Source organism: Heyndrickxia sp. MSNUG (assembly GCF_049532715.1).
In the GTDB taxonomy this organism is placed as follows: domain Bacteria; phylum Bacillota; class Bacilli; order Bacillales; family Cytobacillaceae; genus Mesobacillus.
In genome coordinates, this window is sequence record NZ_CP150978.1 from 1,103,481 (window position 1) to 1,124,226 (window position 20,746).

At 44.8% G+C, this 20,746-nt stretch carries 13 protein-coding genes and 2 rRNA genes; 12 read left to right on the plus strand and 3 right to left on the minus strand.

Annotation, left to right across the window (positions count from 1 at the left end; all coding sequences use genetic code 11):
• Positions 1-230 precede the first annotated feature (230 nt).
• Both AABM38_RS05440 and AABM38_RS05445 read right to left on the minus strand, forming a co-directional pair.
• Positions 231-4,700: a glutamate synthase-related protein gene (locus tag AABM38_RS05440; protein WP_423409490.1), complete on the minus strand. Its 4,470-nt coding sequence runs from the start codon at positions 4,698-4,700 to the stop codon at positions 231-233.
• A 347-nt stretch (positions 4,701-5,047) separates the two neighbouring features.
• Positions 5,048-6,343: a glutamate-1-semialdehyde 2,1-aminomutase gene (locus AABM38_RS05445; RefSeq protein WP_423409491.1), complete on the minus strand. Its 1,296-nt coding sequence runs from the start codon at positions 6,341-6,343 to the stop codon at positions 5,048-5,050.
• 178 nt (positions 6,344-6,521) lie between these two features.
• Between AABM38_RS05445 and AABM38_RS05450 the strand changes: the two genes are divergently transcribed.
• From AABM38_RS05450 to perR, 9 genes are all read left to right on the plus strand, one after another.
• Positions 6,522-7,526 carry an ABC transporter ATP-binding protein gene (locus AABM38_RS05450; RefSeq protein ID WP_423409492.1) on the plus strand — a complete coding sequence of 335 codons (1,005 nt, stop codon included), beginning with the start codon at positions 6,522-6,524 and terminating at the stop codon, positions 7,524-7,526.
• 1 nt (position 7,527) lies between these two features.
• Positions 7,528-8,319 (plus strand): ABC transporter permease, encoded by a 792-nt coding sequence (locus AABM38_RS05455; protein ID WP_423409493.1) that lies wholly within the window; start codon positions 7,528-7,530, stop codon positions 8,317-8,319.
• A gap of 3 nt (positions 8,320-8,322) precedes the next feature.
• On the plus strand, positions 8,323-9,108 hold the full coding sequence (locus AABM38_RS05460) for an ABC transporter permease (RefSeq protein WP_423409494.1): 786 nt from the start codon (positions 8,323-8,325) through the stop codon (positions 9,106-9,108).
• A gap of 430 nt (positions 9,109-9,538) precedes the next feature.
• A complete protein-coding gene (locus AABM38_RS05465) occupies positions 9,539-9,946 on the plus strand; it encodes a potassium channel family protein (protein WP_423409495.1) in 408 nt (135 codons plus the stop codon).
• A gap of 87 nt (positions 9,947-10,033) precedes the next feature.
• Positions 10,034-10,501 carry a thioredoxin-dependent thiol peroxidase gene (gene bcp, locus AABM38_RS05470; RefSeq protein ID WP_423409496.1) on the plus strand — a complete coding sequence of 156 codons (468 nt, stop codon included), beginning with the start codon at positions 10,034-10,036 and terminating at the stop codon, positions 10,499-10,501.
• Positions 10,502-10,641: 140 nt separating this feature from the next.
• Positions 10,642-11,508, plus strand: coding sequence for a TetR/AcrR family transcriptional regulator (locus AABM38_RS05475; protein WP_423409497.1), 867 nt, complete (start codon positions 10,642-10,644; stop codon positions 11,506-11,508).
• Between the two features lie 403 nt (positions 11,509-11,911).
• Complete coding sequence (locus AABM38_RS05480; protein ID WP_423409498.1) at positions 11,912-12,856, plus strand: D-2-hydroxyacid dehydrogenase; 945 nt, start codon at positions 11,912-11,914, stop codon at positions 12,854-12,856.
• A 2-nt stretch (positions 12,857-12,858) separates the two neighbouring features.
• On the plus strand, positions 12,859-13,413 hold the full coding sequence (locus AABM38_RS05485; protein ID WP_423409499.1) for a cob(I)yrinic acid a,c-diamide adenosyltransferase: 555 nt from the start codon (positions 12,859-12,861) through the stop codon (positions 13,411-13,413).
• A gap of 109 nt (positions 13,414-13,522) precedes the next feature.
• On the plus strand, positions 13,523-13,966 hold the full coding sequence (gene perR, locus AABM38_RS05490; RefSeq protein WP_423409500.1) for a peroxide-responsive transcriptional repressor PerR: 444 nt from the start codon (positions 13,523-13,525) through the stop codon (positions 13,964-13,966).
• A 190-nt stretch (positions 13,967-14,156) separates the two neighbouring features.
• Here perR and AABM38_RS05495 read toward each other — a convergent pair whose 3' ends face one another.
• Complete coding sequence (locus AABM38_RS05495) at positions 14,157-14,510, minus strand: YgzB family protein (RefSeq protein ID WP_423409501.1); 354 nt, start codon at positions 14,508-14,510, stop codon at positions 14,157-14,159.
• A 157-nt stretch (positions 14,511-14,667) separates the two neighbouring features.
• Here AABM38_RS05495 and AABM38_RS05500 point away from each other — a divergent pair, with 157 nt between their 5' ends.
• From AABM38_RS05500 to AABM38_RS05510, 3 genes are all read left to right on the plus strand, one after another.
• Positions 14,668-15,543 carry a nucleotidyltransferase-like protein gene (locus AABM38_RS05500; protein ID WP_423409502.1) on the plus strand — a complete coding sequence of 292 codons (876 nt, stop codon included), beginning with the start codon at positions 14,668-14,670 and terminating at the stop codon, positions 15,541-15,543.
• Between the two features lie 320 nt (positions 15,544-15,863).
• Positions 15,864-17,413 (plus strand): 16S ribosomal RNA (locus AABM38_RS05505).
• Positions 17,414-17,699: 286 nt separating this feature from the next.
• Positions 17,700-20,634, plus strand: a 23S ribosomal RNA gene (locus AABM38_RS05510).
• The 16S and 23S rRNA genes sit together here, the layout of an rRNA operon.
• Positions 20,635-20,746: the final 112 nt, after the last annotated feature.

Here is a 20,746-nt window from a genome sequence, read left to right on the forward strand (position 1 = left end):
TAAGAGATGATGATCGTACATCCCATTCGTTATACTTTAAACCATTTTGTTAAAAACTAAACAATAATGTACTATACAATGGTTGAGGCAGAAGTTCAAGCGACAAATTTACGAAATACAAGCCAATTTTAAATGTAAGTGGTTACAATTTAATTTGTTTAACTGGACTGTTTATTAACAGAGACATAAAATAAAAAACGGCCATAAAGGCCGTTTTTTTCAATTCAAGATTATTCAGTAGAGACGGCTGGATCTGCCTGCTCTTTAACCGGTACCACCTGAACGAAGTGATCTTCCGGATGCTCAAGTATAAGTGCAAGAGCGCTTGCCTCTTCTTTTTGTCCATGGCGTTCCAGCATGTCGACGTACTGGCTAAGCAATTCTTTTATATCTTGAATGCCTTTTGCGGAGAGTGTCTGGATGGATACCTTCGCACCTTTGGCGATCCGGCGGGAAATGGCTTCTTTCGTCAGTCCCATTTCCGGCTGGTGTCGTAAATATACAACACCTCCGGTCATACCTGCACAGATCCATGGCCCTGGATCCCCAAGGACAAGGCCGCGGCCGTTTGTCATGTATTCAAATGCGAAGCCTTTAATATTGGCGTTTGCACCTACATTGCCGTATTCCTTTTCAGGGATAGGCTTTTTGACAAGTCCGCCAATGATCATGTCTGCACCTGATAGCCGGATACCTGCACGCGCATCAGCATTACCCTGGGCTACAAGCAGGCCTTTTTGGGCTCCGTAGCCAAATCCTTTTCCAACGGAACCATTGTAGAATCCGCCATCCTTGCCAGGAGATTTGGCAATCAGAATTGTTCCCCCAAAGGAAGTCTTGCCCACACCGTCCTGGCTGCCGCCATCAATTTCAATGTTAATGCCATCTGTATTGTAAGCACCAAGCCCGTTGCCAAGGATAGATCCCTTGTACCTGAGCGATACTGGCTGAAGCTTTTTGTATGAGCCGTCCAGGCGTCCACGGACACGGTGGCAGGAAACTCTGCTTGCAAGTACTCGCTGTTCTGCAGTCACTCTAGAAAATTCTCTTGACTGGTGAAGCTCTTCATCAACAGCATCCAGATACTCTGCACCAGCCGCCACCTGAAGTTGGGCCGTTGCCATAGCAGATGATGCTTCTTTCTGGTAGGAGATCTGGCCGATTTCCAAAGGCTTCAGAAGGTAAGATAAATCCAGCAGATCTTTTCCTTTGATTTGTTCCAACAGTTCAGAGCGGCCAACTGCATCCTGTAAATTCTTGATTCCCGCAGAAGCTGCCAGAGCTTTCAGTTCATTGCCAAAAGCAGTGAACAGGTTCATGATACCCTGAACGGCAAGATCGAATTGGCGCGGTACGAAACGGCGTAATCCATGTTCCTTTGCCTGTGCCTCCGAATCGATTTGTGTGGCGATTCCAACATGGCAAGTATCAAGGTGGCAGCCGCGGCAAGTCGTACAGCCGATCGCAAGCATGGATAAGGTTCCGAAACCTACACGGTTTGCACCTAGAAGCATGTACTTGATGACATCCTGAGCGCTTTTAACACCGCCATCGGCCCAAAGCTCAACATTGTCACGCAATCCAGCTTCCAAAAGGGCATTATGTGCTGTTTTGATCCCAATTTCAGCCGGCAGTCCGACAAACTGAAGAGCGTGAATGCGGGCTGCTCCTGTGCCGCCGTCAAAGCCGCTCAGCGTAATGATGTCCGCTCCTGCCTTCGCAATTCCAACTGCAATTGTTCCGATATTTGGTACGACTGGCACCTTCACGGCTACACGAGCCTGGTCATTAGCTGTCTTAAGTTCGTGGATCATTTGTGCCAGGTCTTCGATTGAATAAATATCATGGTTGTTTGATGGTGAAATCAAATCTGAACCAATCGTTGCATTTCTCGCTTCAGCGATTTTTGCAGTAACCTTTGAACCAGGCAGGTGACCGCCTTCACCAGGCTTAGCGCCCTGGCCAATTTTAATTTCCAGAAGGTTCGAGGAGTTCAGCAATTCAGCATTTACTCCGAATCGCCCAGAAGCAACCTGCTGTCCTCGTGTACGAGGGTATTTGCCGAGCATATCCTTAATTTCCCCGCCTTCACCGTTCATGCTGATCATGTTCAAACGATCAGCACCTTCAGCATAAGCACGGAATGCGATTTCGTTTTGCGATCCGAAAGACATTGAGGCTATAACAAATGGAAGGCTATGCTCACCGACGCCGATTTCGACTTCAGCTGGCGAAACAGTTGAATCAGCCTTTTTCAGGGCAGTCAAATGACGGATGGTCGTCGGATTGCTTTCTTCCTGTTCGGTAATTTTCTCACGGTAAACACTGTAATCCCCTGTAGAAGCAACCTCACCGATTGCCTTCCAAATACGAGGGAAGAGGTGGAACGTTTTTCCGATACGTTCTTTTTCATTCTGGAATTCTTCCGCCCTGGCAATCGCATCCTCTTTCATTGCTGCAAAATCATATGCAAGTTCATTGGATCCGAAGAAGTTGACAATCGACAAGTAATCCGAGACTTCATCGTTCAGGCCGATTGCTGAAAATAAACGGCCATATCCGCGTAATTCATGGATGCCAATTGTTGAAATGACTTTTTCAAGTCCTTTAGTCAATGCACTGTATAGATTGACGAGTGGTGTGACTGATTCATCAAGCACAGTCATGAACATATAGTAAGGGCTGATCGCGTCAGCTCCAAGTCCAAGCGCAACGACAATATCATGCAAAGAACGAAGGGATGCTGAACGAAGCAAGAGAGAGCAATCGCGTCTCAATCCTTCTTTCACAAGTGCCTGGTCAATCGCAGACACAACAAGATGAGGGTCAAGCCATAATGAATTCTCCTGATGAGATGTTGCATCATCTAAAACGAGAAGTGTCTTGCCGCCTTTTACCGCAAGGACTGCTTCTGAAGTGAGCCGTTCCAGAGCTTCTTTTACACCTTCGTTATTACGGAAAACTGTTTCAAGATAGGCTGCTAATTTATCATCCTGGTAACAATGAATGACTTGATCCATGCTAGGCTGGGCTGTTTGTAATGAAACTTCGTAGCCGGCCTTTCCTTCTACAAGGAGAGGAGTCAGCAATTCAACCACTTTGCCTGTTTCAGTTTTGCCGAACAGGGATGGACGTTTCCCTAGTACCGTTCTTGTAGAGAAGTGTTCTGCTTCACGATCGCGGTCAATTGCAGGATTCGTAACAACAGCGACACTTTCCTTGATAAAATCAGCAATGTTTTTCCTTTCAGGATTTAAAGCTGCAAGGGGAGCGTCATGACCAAGGGAACGGATTGGTTCCGCACCTTTTTCGGCCATCTGTTCGACAAGCTGGACATGGTCTCTTTCCCAGCCAAATGCTTTGTATTGCCCATTGTGTATTTTATCCGGATAAGTCATTGTCACAGTTTTTGCAAGCTTAGGACTTTCCAGACGATGGCGCGATTCGCCGAAAGAAAGACGCTGTGAAAAACGCTTGTAAACCTCACCCTGGAACTGAGAATGCTCGTAAACTTCAATGCTGTCGCCATTCCACTTCAAACCTACTTTTTCACCAGGAGCTAATGGCTTAGGATCGCCTGTATATTCAGTCGATGGAATGATGCCTGGTTCGGATGAAAATAAATAAGAACTCTTCGTTTCAACCATCCAAAGCGGACGAAGGCCAAGAGCATCAACACTGAAAACTGCTTCGTCACCAAAGCGCGAAATGATTCCAGCTGGTCCCTGTGCAAAGTGACCCCACGCCTCGCGGATATACGTATATAAATCTTGAAGATGTTCTGGATAGGCCTTTATTTCATTGATGATTGGCGGGAACATCATGTCCATAGCTTCAAACAATGAGTAGCCGTCCCGGCAGATAAACGTTTCAAGAGTTCTGCTTAGATCCTGTGAATCACTGCCGTCTTTAACAAGAGGTACATTGACCATGCGAGCTTCATCACGGAGCCTGGCGATGGTGTTGATTTCACCATTATGTCCGAGGATGCTGAACGGTTGTACACGGAAAAAGCTTGATAGAGTGTTAGTTGAGTAGCGATTATGACCTAGAGTCATGGTTGAGGCTACAAGCGGGCTTGCCAGATCATGATAGTATTTCGGCAGGATGTCTCCAGCGCCCATAACCTTATAAACAGCATGGTATTGGCTTAAAGAGGCCACATGCACCTGTTCGTTTTTCTCAAAATCTACAATCATGTTAAACAATTTGCTGGAAAGCTCTCTGTCTATCTGTTCAGCCAGAAAAGCAAACTGCCAGAATACAGGGTTTTCCTGGATGGCGATTGGTCCAAGTGCTTCTGAATTTGTTACGTCTACTGATGAAAAGACAAGCTTCATGCCTTGAGCCGCAATTTTTGCTTCAAGCTCATCCTGAATTGACTTTGCCTGGTCAGTCCGTGAAATAAAAACATGTCCGACAACAAAGTGATTATCGTCAACCACACTAGGGTCTACTCCAGCGTTAGAAAGCTTTTCCTTCCAGATTGAGCGAGGGATATCGATATGGATTCCTACACCATCACCTTCGCCATTAATAAAACCTGCACGGTGGTTCATGGTAACGAGTCCGTCAATACAGTGAAAAATGTTCTCGCGCGTAGGCACTTTCTTTTTTTCTATGCTGGCAACAATCCCACATGCATCATGTTCGTGTCGTGAAAAATCCTTAAATAGAGAAGGGGTCCAATGTAAAGTCATAAATTTCGGCTTGTAAAAGGGGGATCCTTTTAGCCGGTTCACCTCCTGAAAAATAATCTATGGTTAGATAGTTTGATAGCTTGGTACATGAGGGTAAAACAGTTAAGACGGGTTTTTAAAGCAGGGATTAAGCGGCCATTTGATTGGCGAGTTTCAAGAATAGTTAAAAACAATCATATCATAAGAATTTTCAGAAATCAATTATTTATACAAAACTTTGGATAGCGGTAAATATAGGATGGACAATAAAATTATTAAGCAACCCTTATAATGTAACCGTTTTCATTTAAAAGTAAAAAAATAACAGAAGCCAACTCAGCTCCTGTTATGTATAAGAAATTGTATATTTATTCATTCGCCATTGTATAAAAGGCCTGATCAACTGCATGGAGAGTTGCTTCGATATCTTCTTGAGTATGAGCAATCGTCACAAACCAGGCTTCATATTTAGAAGGCGCAAGGTTGATTCCCTGTTCGAGCATCAGGTTAAAGAAGCGTGCAAACATTTCGCCGTCCGTGTTCTCGGCTTGTTCATAGTTCTCAATTTTAACATCTGTGAAGTATATAGTTAACGCGCCCTTCAAGCGGTTGATTGTGATTGGGATTCCATGCTTGCATGCAAATTCAGAAATACCCTCCTCAAGCAAACCGCCAAGCTGATCAAGGTATTCATATACACCGTCCTGCTTAAGAACTTCAAGACAGGCAATTCCTGACAATATGGAAGCTGGATTGCCTGCCATCGTACCAGCCTGATATGCAGGTCCAAGCGGGGCAACCTTTTCCATGATTTCAGCCCTGCCGCCGTAAGCGCCAATTGGCAATCCGCCGCCGATGATTTTTCCCATTGCTGTCAAATCAGGAGTAATTCCAAGAAGGTCCTGGGCGCCTCCATACATAAAGCGGAAGGCAGTGATGACCTCATCAAAAACAATAAGTGCTCCAGCCTTATGAGTAAGTTCCTTCACTTCTTCCAAAAAGCCTGTCTTCGGTTCAACAATCCCGAAGTTGCCAACAATCGGCTCCACAAGGACAGCTGCGATTTGGTCTCCCCATTTTTCAAGAGCTTCCCTGAACGGTTCGATATCATTAAACGGTACAGTGATGACTTCCTGGGCAATGCTTTTTGGAACGCCGGCTGAATCAGGAGTCCCAAGTGTAGACGGACCCGAGCCTGCCGCTACAAGGACAAGGTCGGAATGTCCATGATAGCATCCTGCGAATTTGATGATTTTATCGCGTCCCGTATAGGCGCGGGCAACACGGATTGTTGTCATCACAGCCTCTGTGCCGGAATTGACGAAACGTACCTTATCAAGAGCAGGCATTGCTTCTTTGAGCATTTTTGCAAACTTGACTTCATGAGGGGTAGGAGTTCCGTATAATACTCCAGTTTCTGCTGCCCTTTTAATCGCTTCCGTTATGTGGGGATGAGCATGTCCGGTAATGATCGGACCATATGCGGCCAAGTAATCGATATATTGATTGCCGTCGACATCCCAGAAATATGCCCCCTGTGCACGCTCCATTACAACTGGTGCGCCGCCGCCTACCGCCTTGAAAGAGCGAGAAGGACTATTTACTCCACCTACAATGTGTTCGAGCGCTTCATTATATATTCGTTCTGAATTCGTTCTTTGCATGGTAAAACCTCCTATATGTATCTGCTTCTTTATTTTATCATTAATTATCATTTTTACAGATTGTTTCACTTGTCAAAAAACAGGAACCCTATCTCTGGATAAAAAATTTCAGGCGTAGCATTTGTTTTACTTCAGCAGATTGGCTAAACTGTTTGAGGGAATAAAGGAGGAAATAAATATGAACGCCATTGAAGTGAACGGGCTGCGTAAGGAATTCAAGGCTTATTCAAGCCGATCCGGATTGTCAGGGGCCTTTCGTGACCTTTTTACACGTAACTATAAAATTGTCCCGGCTGTGAATGATATCAGCTTTAACGTCAAGCAGGGTGAGATGGTTGGGTATATTGGAGAAAACGGGGCAGGGAAATCAACGACTATCAAAATGCTGACCGGCATTCTCACACCAACTTCCGGCGGGATCATCGTGAATGGGATGAACCCGCACAAGGAACGGGAAAAATTTGTCCAGACCATCGGAGTCGTATTCGGGCAGAGGTCGCAGCTCTGGTGGGATATCGCTGTCCAGGAATCCTTCCGCCTTTTGAAAAAGGTTTATAAGGTATCTGATGCCCACTATAACGAGCATATGGACCATGTCATCAAGACTTTGGATATCGAACCGCTGCTGGACAAGCCGGTAAGGAAGCTGTCACTTGGGCAAAGGATGCGATGTGAGCTCGCCGCAGCGCTGATTCATAATCCGCCGCTGCTTTTCCTGGATGAGCCTACTATAGGACTTGATGTATTAGTGAAGCTGAAGATCAGGGAGTTTTTAAAAGAAATAAATGAAAAATACAATACTACGATTTTGCTTACAACCCATGACCTCACCGATATCGAGGCACTCTGTGAGCGAGTAATCATGCTGGATGAAGGAAATATCATTTACGATGGTGCCCTGAAAAGCTTGAAAGAAAAATGGGGTGAAGGAAAGGAAGTCAGCTTTGAGTTCCTTGAAAAAGCTGATATTTACCGACTTGAAGCATTGACGAACGATCTTGGAGTCAAATGGGAACTGGATGAAAAGGACCAGGTCTTCACCGCCAGTACCGGTGATGATGAAGAGGTGGTTTCGCAGGTAATCGCCCGTACCGTGGCTGCTTATAAGATAAGGGATGTTAAAATCAATGAGCCATCCACTGAAGAAATCATCCGCAATATTTATGATAAAGGGATGGCGTAATATGGATAAGTACCTTGAAATGATCCGCATCCGCTTTTTGATGATGCTTGCATACAGGACCAATTATTACACGGGGATTTTAATATACAGCATTAACATCGGGGCTTATTACTTTCTTTGGAATGCCATTTACGGCGGAAAAAGTGAAATAGAGGGCTTGTCCGCTGTGCAGATGACGACCTATGTTGCAGTTGCCTGGATGGCAAGGGCTTTTTACTTTAACAACATCGACCGTGAAATGGCGACGGAAATCAAGGAAGGCAAAGTGGCGGTCGAGCTCATCAGGCCATACAGTTACTTGGGAATGAAAACAATGCAAGGCCTTGGGGAAGGGATCTTCAGGCTGTTTTTCTTCTCGGTGCCAGGGATGATGATTGTCGCGCTTATTTTTCCGCTTGAATTCTCGGCAAATCTCACTTCCTGGGGATTGTTCGCGATTTCGATCATATTAAGCTTCTTTATAAACACACAGTTAAATTTGCTGACTGGGATTACCACATTCTTCTTATATAATAATACAGGCTTAATCCGAGCCAAGCGGGTTCTGATCGACCTTTTCTCTGGACTGCTGCTTCCAATCAGCTTTTTTCCCGGCTGGGCTCAGGAAATCATGAAGTTTCTTCCCTTCCAGGGGATCAGCTATATTCCAAGCATGATCTTTACTAATGGATTCAGCGGCAGTCAGGCAATTGAAGGCCTTATGCTGCAGGCGGTGTGGGTGTTAATTCTGATTATCCCGGTCCAGGTTTTATGGATCATTGCAAAAAAACAGCTGATTATACAAGGAGGGTGACGTGTGTTTTATGTAAGAATGTTTTTTCAGTATGTCGCCCAATATATGAAAACCAGGCTTGAATATCGAGCGGATTTGTTTGTCGAGATTTTTTCTGACCTGTTATTTCAGGCAGTGAACTTAATTTTTATCATTGTGGTGTTCGACCATACCCAATTTCTCAACGGCTGGAGCAAGGATGAAATTATCTTTATTTATGGATTCTTTCTTGTGCCATTTGCGCTCTTTTCGTCTTTTTTCAATATTTGGGACTTTAATGAACGATATATCGTAAAAGGGGAGCTGGACAGGATCCTAACCAGGCCGATCCACAGCCTTTTTCAGGTGATTCTTGAGCGGATGGAGCTTGAATCATTGTTTGGAGCTATTACCGGTTTGGCAGTCATGTTTTATGCTGGTGGGCGTTTGAACCTTGAGTTCCACTGGTACGATCCAATCCTCTTTATCGTACTCGTACTTGGCGGAGTTCTTGTATATGCGGGTATCTTTGTAATGATTGCCTGCATCAGCTTCTGGGCTGATGCGCGGACTTCGATCATGCCGATGATGTATAATATCGGCAATTACGGACGCTATCCGGTGGATATTTACAATAAGGCGATCCGCTTCGTATTGACCTGGATTTTGCCATTCGCCTTTGTTGGAGTTTACCCTGCTGCCTACTTCCTTGGGCGGGAGGAGTGGTTCGGCTACTCTTTTTTCACGCCTGTGATCGGGATGATCTTTTTTAGTTTATCTGTTGTGATTTGGAACGAGGGCGTGAAGAGATATAGGGGAGCAGGAAATTAAATAGCCGCAGCATATTGTACATGCTGCGGTCAGCTTGTCGACAAAGATACAGTCTCAAATCAGGTATTGAAAACCTGTTGATTGCAGTGGAAGGCGCGCAGACTCCTGCGGGCTTAGCTGGACAGGTGAGACCCCGCAGGAGCGAAGCGACGAGGAGGCTCAGCGCCAGCCCCGCGGAAAGCGAAGCGCCTGGAACGGAAATCAACAGACCTGTTTACTACCACCCATTATGAAAAAACTGTAGACAAGCTTGCTATAATCAAGTTTGTCTACAGTCTAGCCGCAGCATTTTTAGATGCAGCGGTTTTTTATTTTACAGGTGGTAAAAAATCTGGTTCAGTCCTTTTTCCCGATGAATGGACTTGCTTGCATACTCTCATATCCCAGAGCGTATAGTTGAAGTGAGAGATGCAGGAAAAGAGGATGGGATATGCATTTTTATCTATCAATGATCATTATCATTTTATCAATCATCTTAAGTCTTAAGACATTGTTTGTTCCGCAAAAGATTAAAGGCAAACAAGTCTCCCTTGAAAACTTCCTTACTCTGGCTCTTATTTATGCGACGGTGATGGCTGGATTTGGTTTGCTTTATTATTTGCTGGATTTAAGGGGCTTGTGGGTGCTGGCAGACGGCAGCATGCGTCTTAGTGTTTCGTCATATGAAAGAATGGCCACCAGCATGTACTTTAGCGCCATCACATTATTCTCAGTCGGGTACGGGGATATTTCCCCGATTGGGATCGGCAGGATTATTGCCGTATTAGAAGCGTTGATTGGCTATACAATTCCTGCAGCTTTTGTGACGAGAGCTGTGTTTGATCATAAGAAGGCATAGTCACTGTTGAGTATATCTATCCCATTTGTATTCCTGACAAAAATTAGATAGGCTATAGTAAATAGCAATTTTTTGGAGGGAAACAGAATGTCGTTAGTATTAGGGGAAAAGGCTCCGCATTTCGAATTGCCAGCCAGCAATGGTGAAAATGTAAAGCTATCTGATTTTAAAGGCAAGAATGTCGTGCTTTACTTTTACCCAAAAGATATGACTCCTGGCTGTACAACTGAAGCCTGTGACTTCAGGGATCACCACGAAAGCTTTGAAGGGTTGAATGCTGTCATTCTTGGCGTCAGTCCGGATCCAGTTGGCAGACATGAAAAGTTTATTGAAAAACACGGACTGCCTTTCTTGCTTTTAGCGGATGAAAATCACATAACTGCCGAGGATTATGGTGTCTGGACGTTAAAGAAAAACTTCGGCAAGGAATACATGGGCATTGAGCGTTCCACGTTCATTATTGATAAAGAGGGAAACCTTTCTAAGGAATGGCGAAAAGTGAAAGTGAAAGGCCATGTAGAAGAAGCTCTTGAATTTATAAAAGAAAACCTTTAGTTAAAAGGACAGCCGATTGCCAGGCTGTTTTTTTGCTTATTTGACCATAGAAGGAAACTGTATTACGATATGACTGTGCAGTCAAAAATGGTACTGTGACCAGTCAGTCACATGAATTAAGTGAAATGGGAGGCTTTAAGGTGAAGGAAAAGGAAAAAGCGATCATCGAAGCGGCCATCAAGCTTTATGCAACAAAAGGATTCTCATCAACCTCCATTCAGGAAATTGTGACTGAGAGTGGGATTTCCAAAGGAGCTTTTTATTTATATTTCAAATCTAAGGATGCTTTGCTTATTGCCATTCTTGAATATTACTTTGATCATATTGAGAAAAATTTAGCTGCCTTTGAACATGAAAATCTGCCTCCTAGAGAAAAGTTCGCTAAGCAGCTGACGGCTTTATTCAATACGATGCTTGAGCATAAAGAATTTATCATCATGCAATCAAGGGAACAGGCAATCCCTTTGAATGATGAAGTAAAAGCACTCATGTTCCGTAAATATCATGAAGGCCATATGTTTTACCAAGAAAGTCTTCGAGCCATATATGGTAAAAAAGCAGAGCAGCATCTCTGGGATTTGTCGTTAATGTTAGAAGGTTTGTTCAACTCTTACATAAAGCTATTGTTTTTCAATCAGGAGAGCTTTCAAAATGAGGAATTGGCCGAGTATATCTTGAGAAGGATGGACTCCTTAGTCGAGGGATTAACAAGTGAGCAGCCAGTAGCGACTGAAGAGAAGATGAAAGATCTCTTCAAAAAGACAAAGGCATTTTTCCTGGCTGGAAATGGTGATGTTAAGAGCGTGATAGAAAAAATGATGCAAGTCATTTCGGACATAGATAACAATGAGGATTTAAAAGTATCAATAGAGGTCCTCGAGGGTGAAATCGATAAGGAAACACCCAGACTTCCTGTGATTCAGGGAATGCTGTCCAATTTTAAGGATCAGGCAGCACTAGAACGTTATTGTAAAGAAATTGCTAAGTACTATAATTTGAAATTTTAATTTTCACCGCCTATTTTTCTCAACACAGGCTATTGTCCATTCATTTTGCTCCAAACTGAATATCATTGTATTAGGGCATACCTCCTCAAACAACTTTAAGCGAGCTGAATAGCTCGCCTTTTTTTATTGTTTAGGAAATTATAAAATCTTTAAGGTGTGGATAAATCAACCCGGATTCGCTTAATCCAGCTCCAGCGCCTAGCCCCTCGAGTCGCTTCGGTCCGACCAATGAAGTCAAAGAACGACTTCACTGGTCGGCCCTCCAGCGCTTGTCGGGGCTGACCAAGGCGCTTACGCTTTTTGTACTGCGTATTTCTAGTTTTCTAGGCTTAGAAGTTGTTATGAAGATTGAAAATTAATACAATTAAGAAATACAACTATAGATTCGAAGGGTTGGATCAAATTGAAAATTTATTCATCTATACTGCCTGCAGAGGAATTGCAGACTGAAGTGAAAATGGAATTTCCTCACGTGAACTTTGAATTTCAAAAGGGAATAAAGGAAGATCTATTTTTAAATGCGGAAGTATTTATTACATATGGGGAAGATTTAACGGAGGAACTAGTTTTAAAAGCTGATAAATTAAAATGGATCATGGTGATGTCAGCTGGTTTGGAAAAAATGCCGTTCGATGCCTGTAAACAGATGGGGATTTTAGTAACAAATGCACGCGGAATTCATAAAATCCCGATTGCTGAATTTACAATCGGCATGATGCTGCAGCATGTAAAGCACATGAAGACACTATGGGAAAACGAAAGTAACCAAGTATGGGAACGTAAACTGCCGATGGGGGAATTGTTCAGCAAAACATTGCTCATTCTAGGTATAGGGGCAATCGGTGGAGAAGTTGCCAGGTTGGCAAAAGCGTTCCAAATGAAAACGATTGGAGTTAACCGCAGCGGTGAAAAGGCAGAATGGGCTGATGAAATTTATATGATGAAGGATATTAAAAAGGCGTTGCCAGAAGCGGATTTCATTGTTTCCGTACTGCCAAGCACAAATGAGACAAAGCATCTCCTCGATGAAAGCCATTTTGATCTAATGAAGGATTCAGCCGTGTTCATAAATATTGGTCGCGGAGATTTAGTGGAAGAAGAAGTAATATTGGCTGCCCTCCGAGATAGAAAGATTGCGCATGCATATTTAGATGTTTTTTATACTGAACCGTTGGCAGAAGAGCATCCGTTTTGGAGTATGGATAATGTTACGGTAACTCCGCATATTTCAAGTTTAACGAAAAACTATATGCCTAGATCTTTTGAAATTTTTAAACATAATCTGCATACATATATTAAAAAGCGTGCGGACTATATCAATGTAATCGACATGGACAGGGGGTACTAGGAATGAAGATTTATACTAAAACAGGTGATAAAGGAACAACCTCGCTGATTTACGGAACACGTGTCAGCAAAAACGATGCAAGGGTTGAAGCATATGGTACTTGCGATGAAACCAATTCGATGATCGGCCTCGCGCTTAGTTATTTGAATGGTGAGTATTTTAGCGGAAAGGAAGAATTGCAGTCAATCTTCCATAAAATCCAGACCGTCTTATTCCATGTTGGTGCAGAGCTTGCTACGCCTGCAGGCAAGGAAGTGAAATGGAAACTGGAACAAAAGGATATCGAAGAATTAGAACAGACGATTGATTTATGGGATGCAGCATTGCCGCAATTAACCAACTTCATTCTTCCAGGGGGAAATCAAGCTGGAGCTGCCCTTCATGTAGCAAGAACAATTGCCAGAAGAGCTGAGCGTCAGGCGGTTGAAATTGGTGATGAAGTAAATCCGCTTGTCCTTTCTTACTTGAACCGGCTGTCAGACTTTTTATTTGTAGCTGCAAGATATGTTAATATGCACCTTGGTTCAAAGGAACAGACATTGCACGAAGGAAATTGATAAAATCTTGATTCTATAGGTTGTTATATTGACAAAAGTGGAATTAAATTAGTACACTAATTATAAATATTATAAAATAAGAATAATAATCTTAAGAAAAGTGAGGTGCATGGCGGTGGTACAGAGCCAGTTAAAAGAAGCCTTGGATACCTTGAAGGATACAGGAGTCCGTATTACTCCGCAACGTCATGCGATACTCGAATATTTAATAAACTCAATGTCGCACCCTACAGCAGACGAAATTTATAAGGCGCTGGAAGGAAAGTTCCCAAACATGAGCGTCGCGACAGTTTATAACAATTTGAGAGTATTCCGTGAAGTTGGACTAGTGAAGGAACTGACCTATGGAGATGCCTCAAGCCGTTTCGATTATGTGACTAGCCATCATTATCATGTGATATGCGAAAAATGTGATAAGATCGTTGATTTTCATTACCCTGGCCTCAACGAAGTGGAACAATTGGCTTCGCATGTGACAGGATTTAATGTCGGCAACCATAGAATGGAAATTTACGGAACTTGCCCGGATTGCTCAGCTAAAGAAGCGCATTAATTAACACTGGTGGCGAAAGCTATCAGTTTTCTTTTTTAGGTTCTTTTTTTCAAAATTCATTGATTCATTTGCAATTTTTGAAGGAGTCTTTCAGAAAAAGAACAAAACTATATAAGAAAAACTCGGCAGATGCGCCGAGTTTATTTTTGTTTTGTGCTGTTATCATAGCGAATAGTTACTGACACAGGCATTAATGCTTTTCTTGTTTCCGATTATATTTCTCATCAAAATCCTTGCCTTCTAAATTTGGGTCAAGGGTTAAAGGTTCGTTGCAATACATGCACATATCTACCCTGCCAAGAACTTTTGTCTGCTTGCCGCAATTCGGACAGACAACCTGAACAGTTTTGGTGGAAAGCATCCCAATCCAAAAATAAACGGCTGTGCTCGCGATAATGAAAAGCAGTCCCACTAACATGAAGATTGTCATGACAACTGGAGAATTACGAAAGAAGATACCGCCGTACATAACAATGAAGCCGATGAAGATCAGGCTTAGTGCAAAAGTTCTAATTTTATTTATTTTACTAGAATATTTAGCCATCAATTTCCCTCCCTAAAAACTAACTATATCATATCATTTTCGGCATGATAACACATAACCACTCTTAAATGATTGTCGAAAAATGTCTAGAGAATTTGCAGGAGATTTTATATAATTGTCGAACATATATGCTAACAAACAAATGGAGGAGTTTATTATGGAGGATATCCTTCGTTCTATATATCAAGAACGCGCAAGCCATCCTAATACAATTGGAGTGGTGATGGTCGAGAAAAGGCAAAAAGCCATTCCAACCACCGATACATTTGATGTTATTCTGCTTATTATTGTTAAAGAAAATGATGATCCTGTGTTCGTTAAACAATATTCTTATGGCGACAAGAAAGCTGCTATGCACATTGTGACGGAAAAGCAAATACATGATTGGCTCTTGATTGGAAATAACAAAAGAATATTTGACTGGCTTTATAACGGTAAAATCATTTTTGATCGAAATGAGCGTATTGCCAATCTAAAACATGAATTAAGAGAATTTCCTTTCTTCGGCAGAAAAATTAAGATGGGAATCGAATTTTCTAAATTAATAAGAAGATATACAGACGGTAAAGCTTTTTTTGACAATTACCATTTTCTCGATGCTTATAACCATGTGGTTCATTCCTTGCACCATTTAGCAAGGCTTGCTGTAATCGAAAACGGATTTCATCCTGAGGTGACCGTCTGGCATCAAGTCAAACAAATTGAACCGGAAATTTATAAGTTATATGAAGAGCTTGTCTGCAGTGAAGAAACAATTGAAAAAAGATTGGAGCTTTTATTTCTTGCAAGTGAATTCCTTATTCATAAAAGAACAAAAATAGGCACCCAGCACCTTCTTGAAGTGCTGCAGGAAAATGAATACTGGTCTTTTAATGAGATGATGACGCATTCTGAGCTGGTTCCGTATTCTGTTGATCTTGGAATACTTGTTGAGTATTTGATTGAAAAGAAAATCATTGCTGTTGTCAACGTTGAAACGAAGGGGCAAGGCATTTACCACAGATATTATCAGGTCCAGGAAAAATTATCGTGAAAAAATAAAAAAGCTGTTGACCTTTTAAAAAATACTTGGTATATTAATAACCGTCGCTGCGAAACACAGAAAAAACATTTTCGCGGCAGACGGTTGAAAACAGAAAAAAGCGTTTTTCAAGCCAAAACATTTTCGAAAAAAAGTGTTGACACAAAAAACGCCGAATGGTATATTAGTAAAGTCGCTTCAGGGCGACGCGCTAACTAACTTGCTCTTTGAAAACTAAACAAACAAGCGTCAACAAACAATATTATAGTGACTTCTATTATATAGAAGATCACTAGCCAACGTTTTAACTTTATGAGCTAACTCATAACTCTTTTTTGGAGAGTTTGATCCTGGCTCAGGACGAACGCTGGCGGCGTGCCTAATACATGCAAGTCGAGCGGATCTTCATTAGCTTGCTTTTGAAGATCAGCGGCGGACGGGTGAGTAACACGTGGGCAACCTGCCTGTAAGACTGGGATAACTTCGGGAAACCGGAGCTAATACCGGATAATCCTTTTCCTCTCATGAGGAAAAGCTGAAAGACGGTTTCGGCTGTCACTTACAGATGGGCCCGCGGCGCATTAGCTAGTTGGTGAGGTAACGGCTCACCAAGGCGACGATGCGTAGCCGACCTGAGAGGGTGATCGGCCACACTGGGACTGAGACACGGCCCAGACTCCTACGGGAGGCAGCAGTAGGGAATCTTCCGCAATGGACGAAAGTCTGACGGAGCAACGCCGCGTGAGCGATGAAGGCCTTCGGGTCGTAAAGCTCTGTTGTCAGGGAAGAACAAGTATCGGAGTAACTGCCGGTACCTTGACGGTACCTGACCAGAAAGCCACGGCTAACTACGTGCCAGCAGCCGCGGTAATACGTAGGTGGCAAGCGTTGTCCGGAATTATTGGGCGTAAAGCGCGCGCAGGCGGTTCCTTAAGTCTGATGTGAAAGCCCCCGGCTCAACCGGGGAGGGTCATTGGAAACTGGGGAACTTGAGTGCAGAAGAGGAGAGCGGAATTCCACGTGTAGCGGTGAAATGCGTAGAGATGTGGAGGAACACCAGTGGCGAAGGCGGCTCTCTGGTCTGTAACTGACGCTGAGGCGCGAAAGCGTGGGGAGCGAACAGGATTAGATACCCTGGTAGTCCACGCCGTAAACGATGAGTGCTAAGTGTTAGAGGGTTTCCGCCCTTTAGTGCTGCAGCAAACGCATTAAGCACTCCGCCTGGGGAGTACGGCCGCAAGGCTGAAACTCAAAGGAATTGACGGGGGCCCGCACAAGCGGTGGAGCATGTGGTTTAATTCGAAGCAACGCGAAGAACCTTACCAGGTCTTGACATCCTCTGACAACCCTAGAGATAGGGCGTTCCCCTTCGGGGGACAGAGTGACAGGTGGTGCATGGTTGTCGTCAGCTCGTGTCGTGAGATGTTGGGTTAAGTCCCGCAACGAGCGCAACCCTTGATCTTAGTTGCCAGCATTAAGTTGGGCACTCTAAGGTGACTGCCGGTGACAAACCGGAGGAAGGTGGGGATGACGTCAAATCATCATGCCCCTTATGACCTGGGCTACACACGTGCTACAATGGATGGAACAAAGGGCAGCGAAGCCGCGAGGTGAAGCCAATCCCATAAAACCATTCTCAGTTCGGATTGCAGGCTGCAACTCGCCTGCATGAAGCCGGAATCGCTAGTAATCGCGGATCAGCATGCCGCGGTGAATACGTTCCCGGGCCTTGTACACACCGCCCGTCACACCACGAGAGTTTGTAACACCCGAAGTCGGTGGGGTAACCTTTTGGAGCCAGCCGCCTAAGGTGGGACAGATGATTGGGGTGAAGTCGTAACAAGGTAGCCGTATCGGAAGGTGCGGCTGGATCACCTCCTTTCTAAGGATATTGCCTATTGGCAATCGGAACTCAGATCTTTTGATCTGATGAATACGAATCTTAGGATTCGTACAGTTGACCGCTTGTTTGTTTAGTTTTGAGGGAGCAATCTTTACTGTGAGGATCAGACCGTAAGGTAGGATTCGAAACAATTCTCTCAAAACTTTTTTGTTCCTTGAAAACTAGATAATCGTAAGTAAGAAGAACCAAGAAAAACCGAGTGATCGCCATTTTAGTTTTTCTCTCTATTTAATAGAGAATCAACCACGACAATTTATTGTCAAACGGTTAAGTTAGAAAGGGCGCACGGTGGATGCCTTGGCACTAGGAGCCGATGAAGGACGGGACTAACACCGATATGCTTCGGGGAGCTGTAAGTAAGCTTTGATCCGGAGATTTCCGAATGGGGAAACCCACTGTTCGTAATGGAACAGTATCTTTACCTGAATACATAGGGTATTGAAGGCAGACCCGGGGAACTGAAACATCTAAGTACCCGGAGGAAGAGAAAGCAAACGCGATTCCCTGAGTAGCGGCGAGCGAAACGGGACATAGCCCAAACCAAGAGGCTTGCCTCTTGGGGTTGTAGGACACTCAACATGGAGTTACAAAGGAACGGGGTAGATGAAGTGGTCTGGAAAGGCCCGTCAGAGAAGGTAAAAACCCTGTAGTTGAAACTTCGTTCCCTCCTGAGTGGATCCTGAGTACGGCGGGACACGAGAAATCCCGTCGGAAGCTGGGAGGACCATCTCCCAAGGCTAAATACTCCCTAGTGACCGATAGTGAACCAGTACCGTGAGGGAAAGGTGAAAAGCACCCCGGAAGGGGAGTGAAATAGATCCTGAAACCGTGTGCCTACAAGTAGTCAGAGCCCGTTAATGGGTGATGGCGTGCCTTTTGTAGAATGAACCGGCGAGTTACGATCCCATGCAAGGTTAAGTTGAGAAGACGGAGCCGCAGCGAAAGCGAGTCTGAATAGGGCGAATGAGTATGTGGTCGTAGACCCGAAACCAGGTGATCTACCCATGTCCAGGGTGAAGGTTGGGTAACACCAACTGGAGGCCCGAACCCACGCACGTTGAAAAGTGCGGGGATGAGGTGTGGGTAGCGGAGAAATTCCAATCGAACTTGGAGATAGCTGGTTCTCTCCGAAATAGCTTTAGGGCTAGCCTCACGTTGTAAGAGTCTTGGAGGTAGAGCACTGTTTGGACTAGGGGCCCTCATCGGGTTACCGAATTCAGACAAACTCCGAATGCCAAAGACTTATCCGTGGGAGTCAGACTGCGAGTGATAAGATCCGTAGTCAAAAGGGAAACAGCCCAGACCACCAGCTAAGGTCCCAAAGTATACGTTAAGTGGAAAAGGATGTGGAGTTGCTTAGACAACCAGGATGTTGGCTTAGAAGCAGCCACCATTTAAAGAGTGCGTAATAGCTCACTGGTCGAGTGACTCTGCGCCGAAAATGTACCGGGGCTAAACGTATCACCGAAGCTGTGGATTGACATCTTTGATGTCAGTGGTAGGAGAGCGTTCTAAGGGCGTTGAAGCTAGACCGTAAGGACTGGTGGAGCGCTTAGAAGTGAGAATGCCGGTATGAGTAGCGAAAGATGGGTGAGAATCCCATCCACCGAATGCCTAAGGTTTCCTGAGGAAGGCTCGTCCTCTCAGGGTTAGTCGGGACCTAAGCCGAGGCCGAAAGGCGTAGGCGATGGACAACAGGTTGATATTCCTGTACCACCTCTTTATCGTTTGAGCAATGGGGGGACGCAGTAGGATAGGGTAAGCGCGCTGTTGGATATGCGCGTCTAAGCAGTAAGGCTGCAAGTGAGGCAAATCCCGCTTGCGTGAAGGCTGAGCTGTGACAGCGAGGGAAATATAGTACCGAAGTTCCTGATTTCACACTGCCAAGAAAAGCCTCTAGCGAGATAAAAGGTGCCCGTACCGCAAACCGACACAGGTAGGCGAGGAGAGAATCCTAAGGTGAGCGAGAGAACTCTCGTTAAGGAACTCGGCAAAATGACCCCGTAACTTCGGGAGAAGGGGTGCTCATTTGGGTGAATAGCCTAGATGAGCCGCAGTGAATAGGCCCAGGCGACTGTTTAGCAAAAACACAGGTCTCTGCGAAGCCGCAAGGCGAAGTATAGGGGCTGACGCCTGCCCGGTGCTGGAAGGTTAAGAGGAGGGGTTAGCGCAAGCGAAGCTCTGAATCGAAGCCCCAGTAAACGGCGGCCGTAACTATAACGGTCCTAAGGTAGCGAAATTCCTTGTCGGGTAAGTTCCGACCCGCACGAAAGGCGTAACGATCTGGGCACTGTCTCAACGAGAGACTCGGTGAAATTATAGTACCTGTGAAGATGCAGGTTACCCGCGACAGGACGGAAAGACCCCGTGGAGCTTTACTGTAGCCTGATATTGAATTTTGGTACAGCTTGTACAGGATAGGTAGGAGCCTGAGAAACCGGAGCGCCAGCTTCGGTGGAGGCGTCGGTGGGATACTACCCTGGCTGTATTGAAATTCTAACCCACGCCCCCGATCGGGGCGGGAGACAGTGTCAGGTGGGCAGTTTGACTGGGGCGGTCGCCTCCTAAAGAGTAACGGAGGCGCCCAAAGGTTCCCTCAGAATGGTTGGAAATCATTCGCAGAGTGTAAAGGCACAAGGGAGCTTGACTGCGAGACCTACAAGTCGAGCAGGGACGAAAGTCGGGCTTAGTGATCCGGTGGTTCCGCATGGAAGGGCCATCGCTCAACGGATAAAAGCTACCCCGGGGATAACAGGCTTATCTCCCCCAAGAGTCCACATCGACGGGGAGGTTTGGCACCTCGATGTCGGCTCATCGCATCCTGGGGCTGTAGTCGGTCCCAAGGGTTGGGCTGTTCGCCCATTAAAGCGGTACGCGAGCTGGGTTCAGAACGTCGTGAGACAGTTCGGTCCCTATCCGTCGTGGGCGCAGGAAATTTGAGAGGAGCTGTCCTTAGTACGAGAGGACCGGGATGGACGCACCGCTGGTGTACCAGTTGTCTTGCCAAAGGCATCGCTGGGTAGCTATGTGCGGACGGGATAAGTGCTGAAAGCATCTAAGCATGAAGCCCCCCTCAAGATGAGATTTCCCATAGCGCAAGCTAGTAAGAACCCTGAAAGATGATCAGGTTGATAGGTCAGAGGTGGAAGCGCGGTGACGTGTGGAGCTGACTGATACTAATCGTTCGAGGACTTAACCAAATTTAGATTACTCGTTCTTCTAATTCTTCTTATACATTATCTAGTTTTGAGGGAATGAAAAATTTCTCTTGCAAAATGCATAAAAGACAGTATAATAGATATTGTCTTTGAA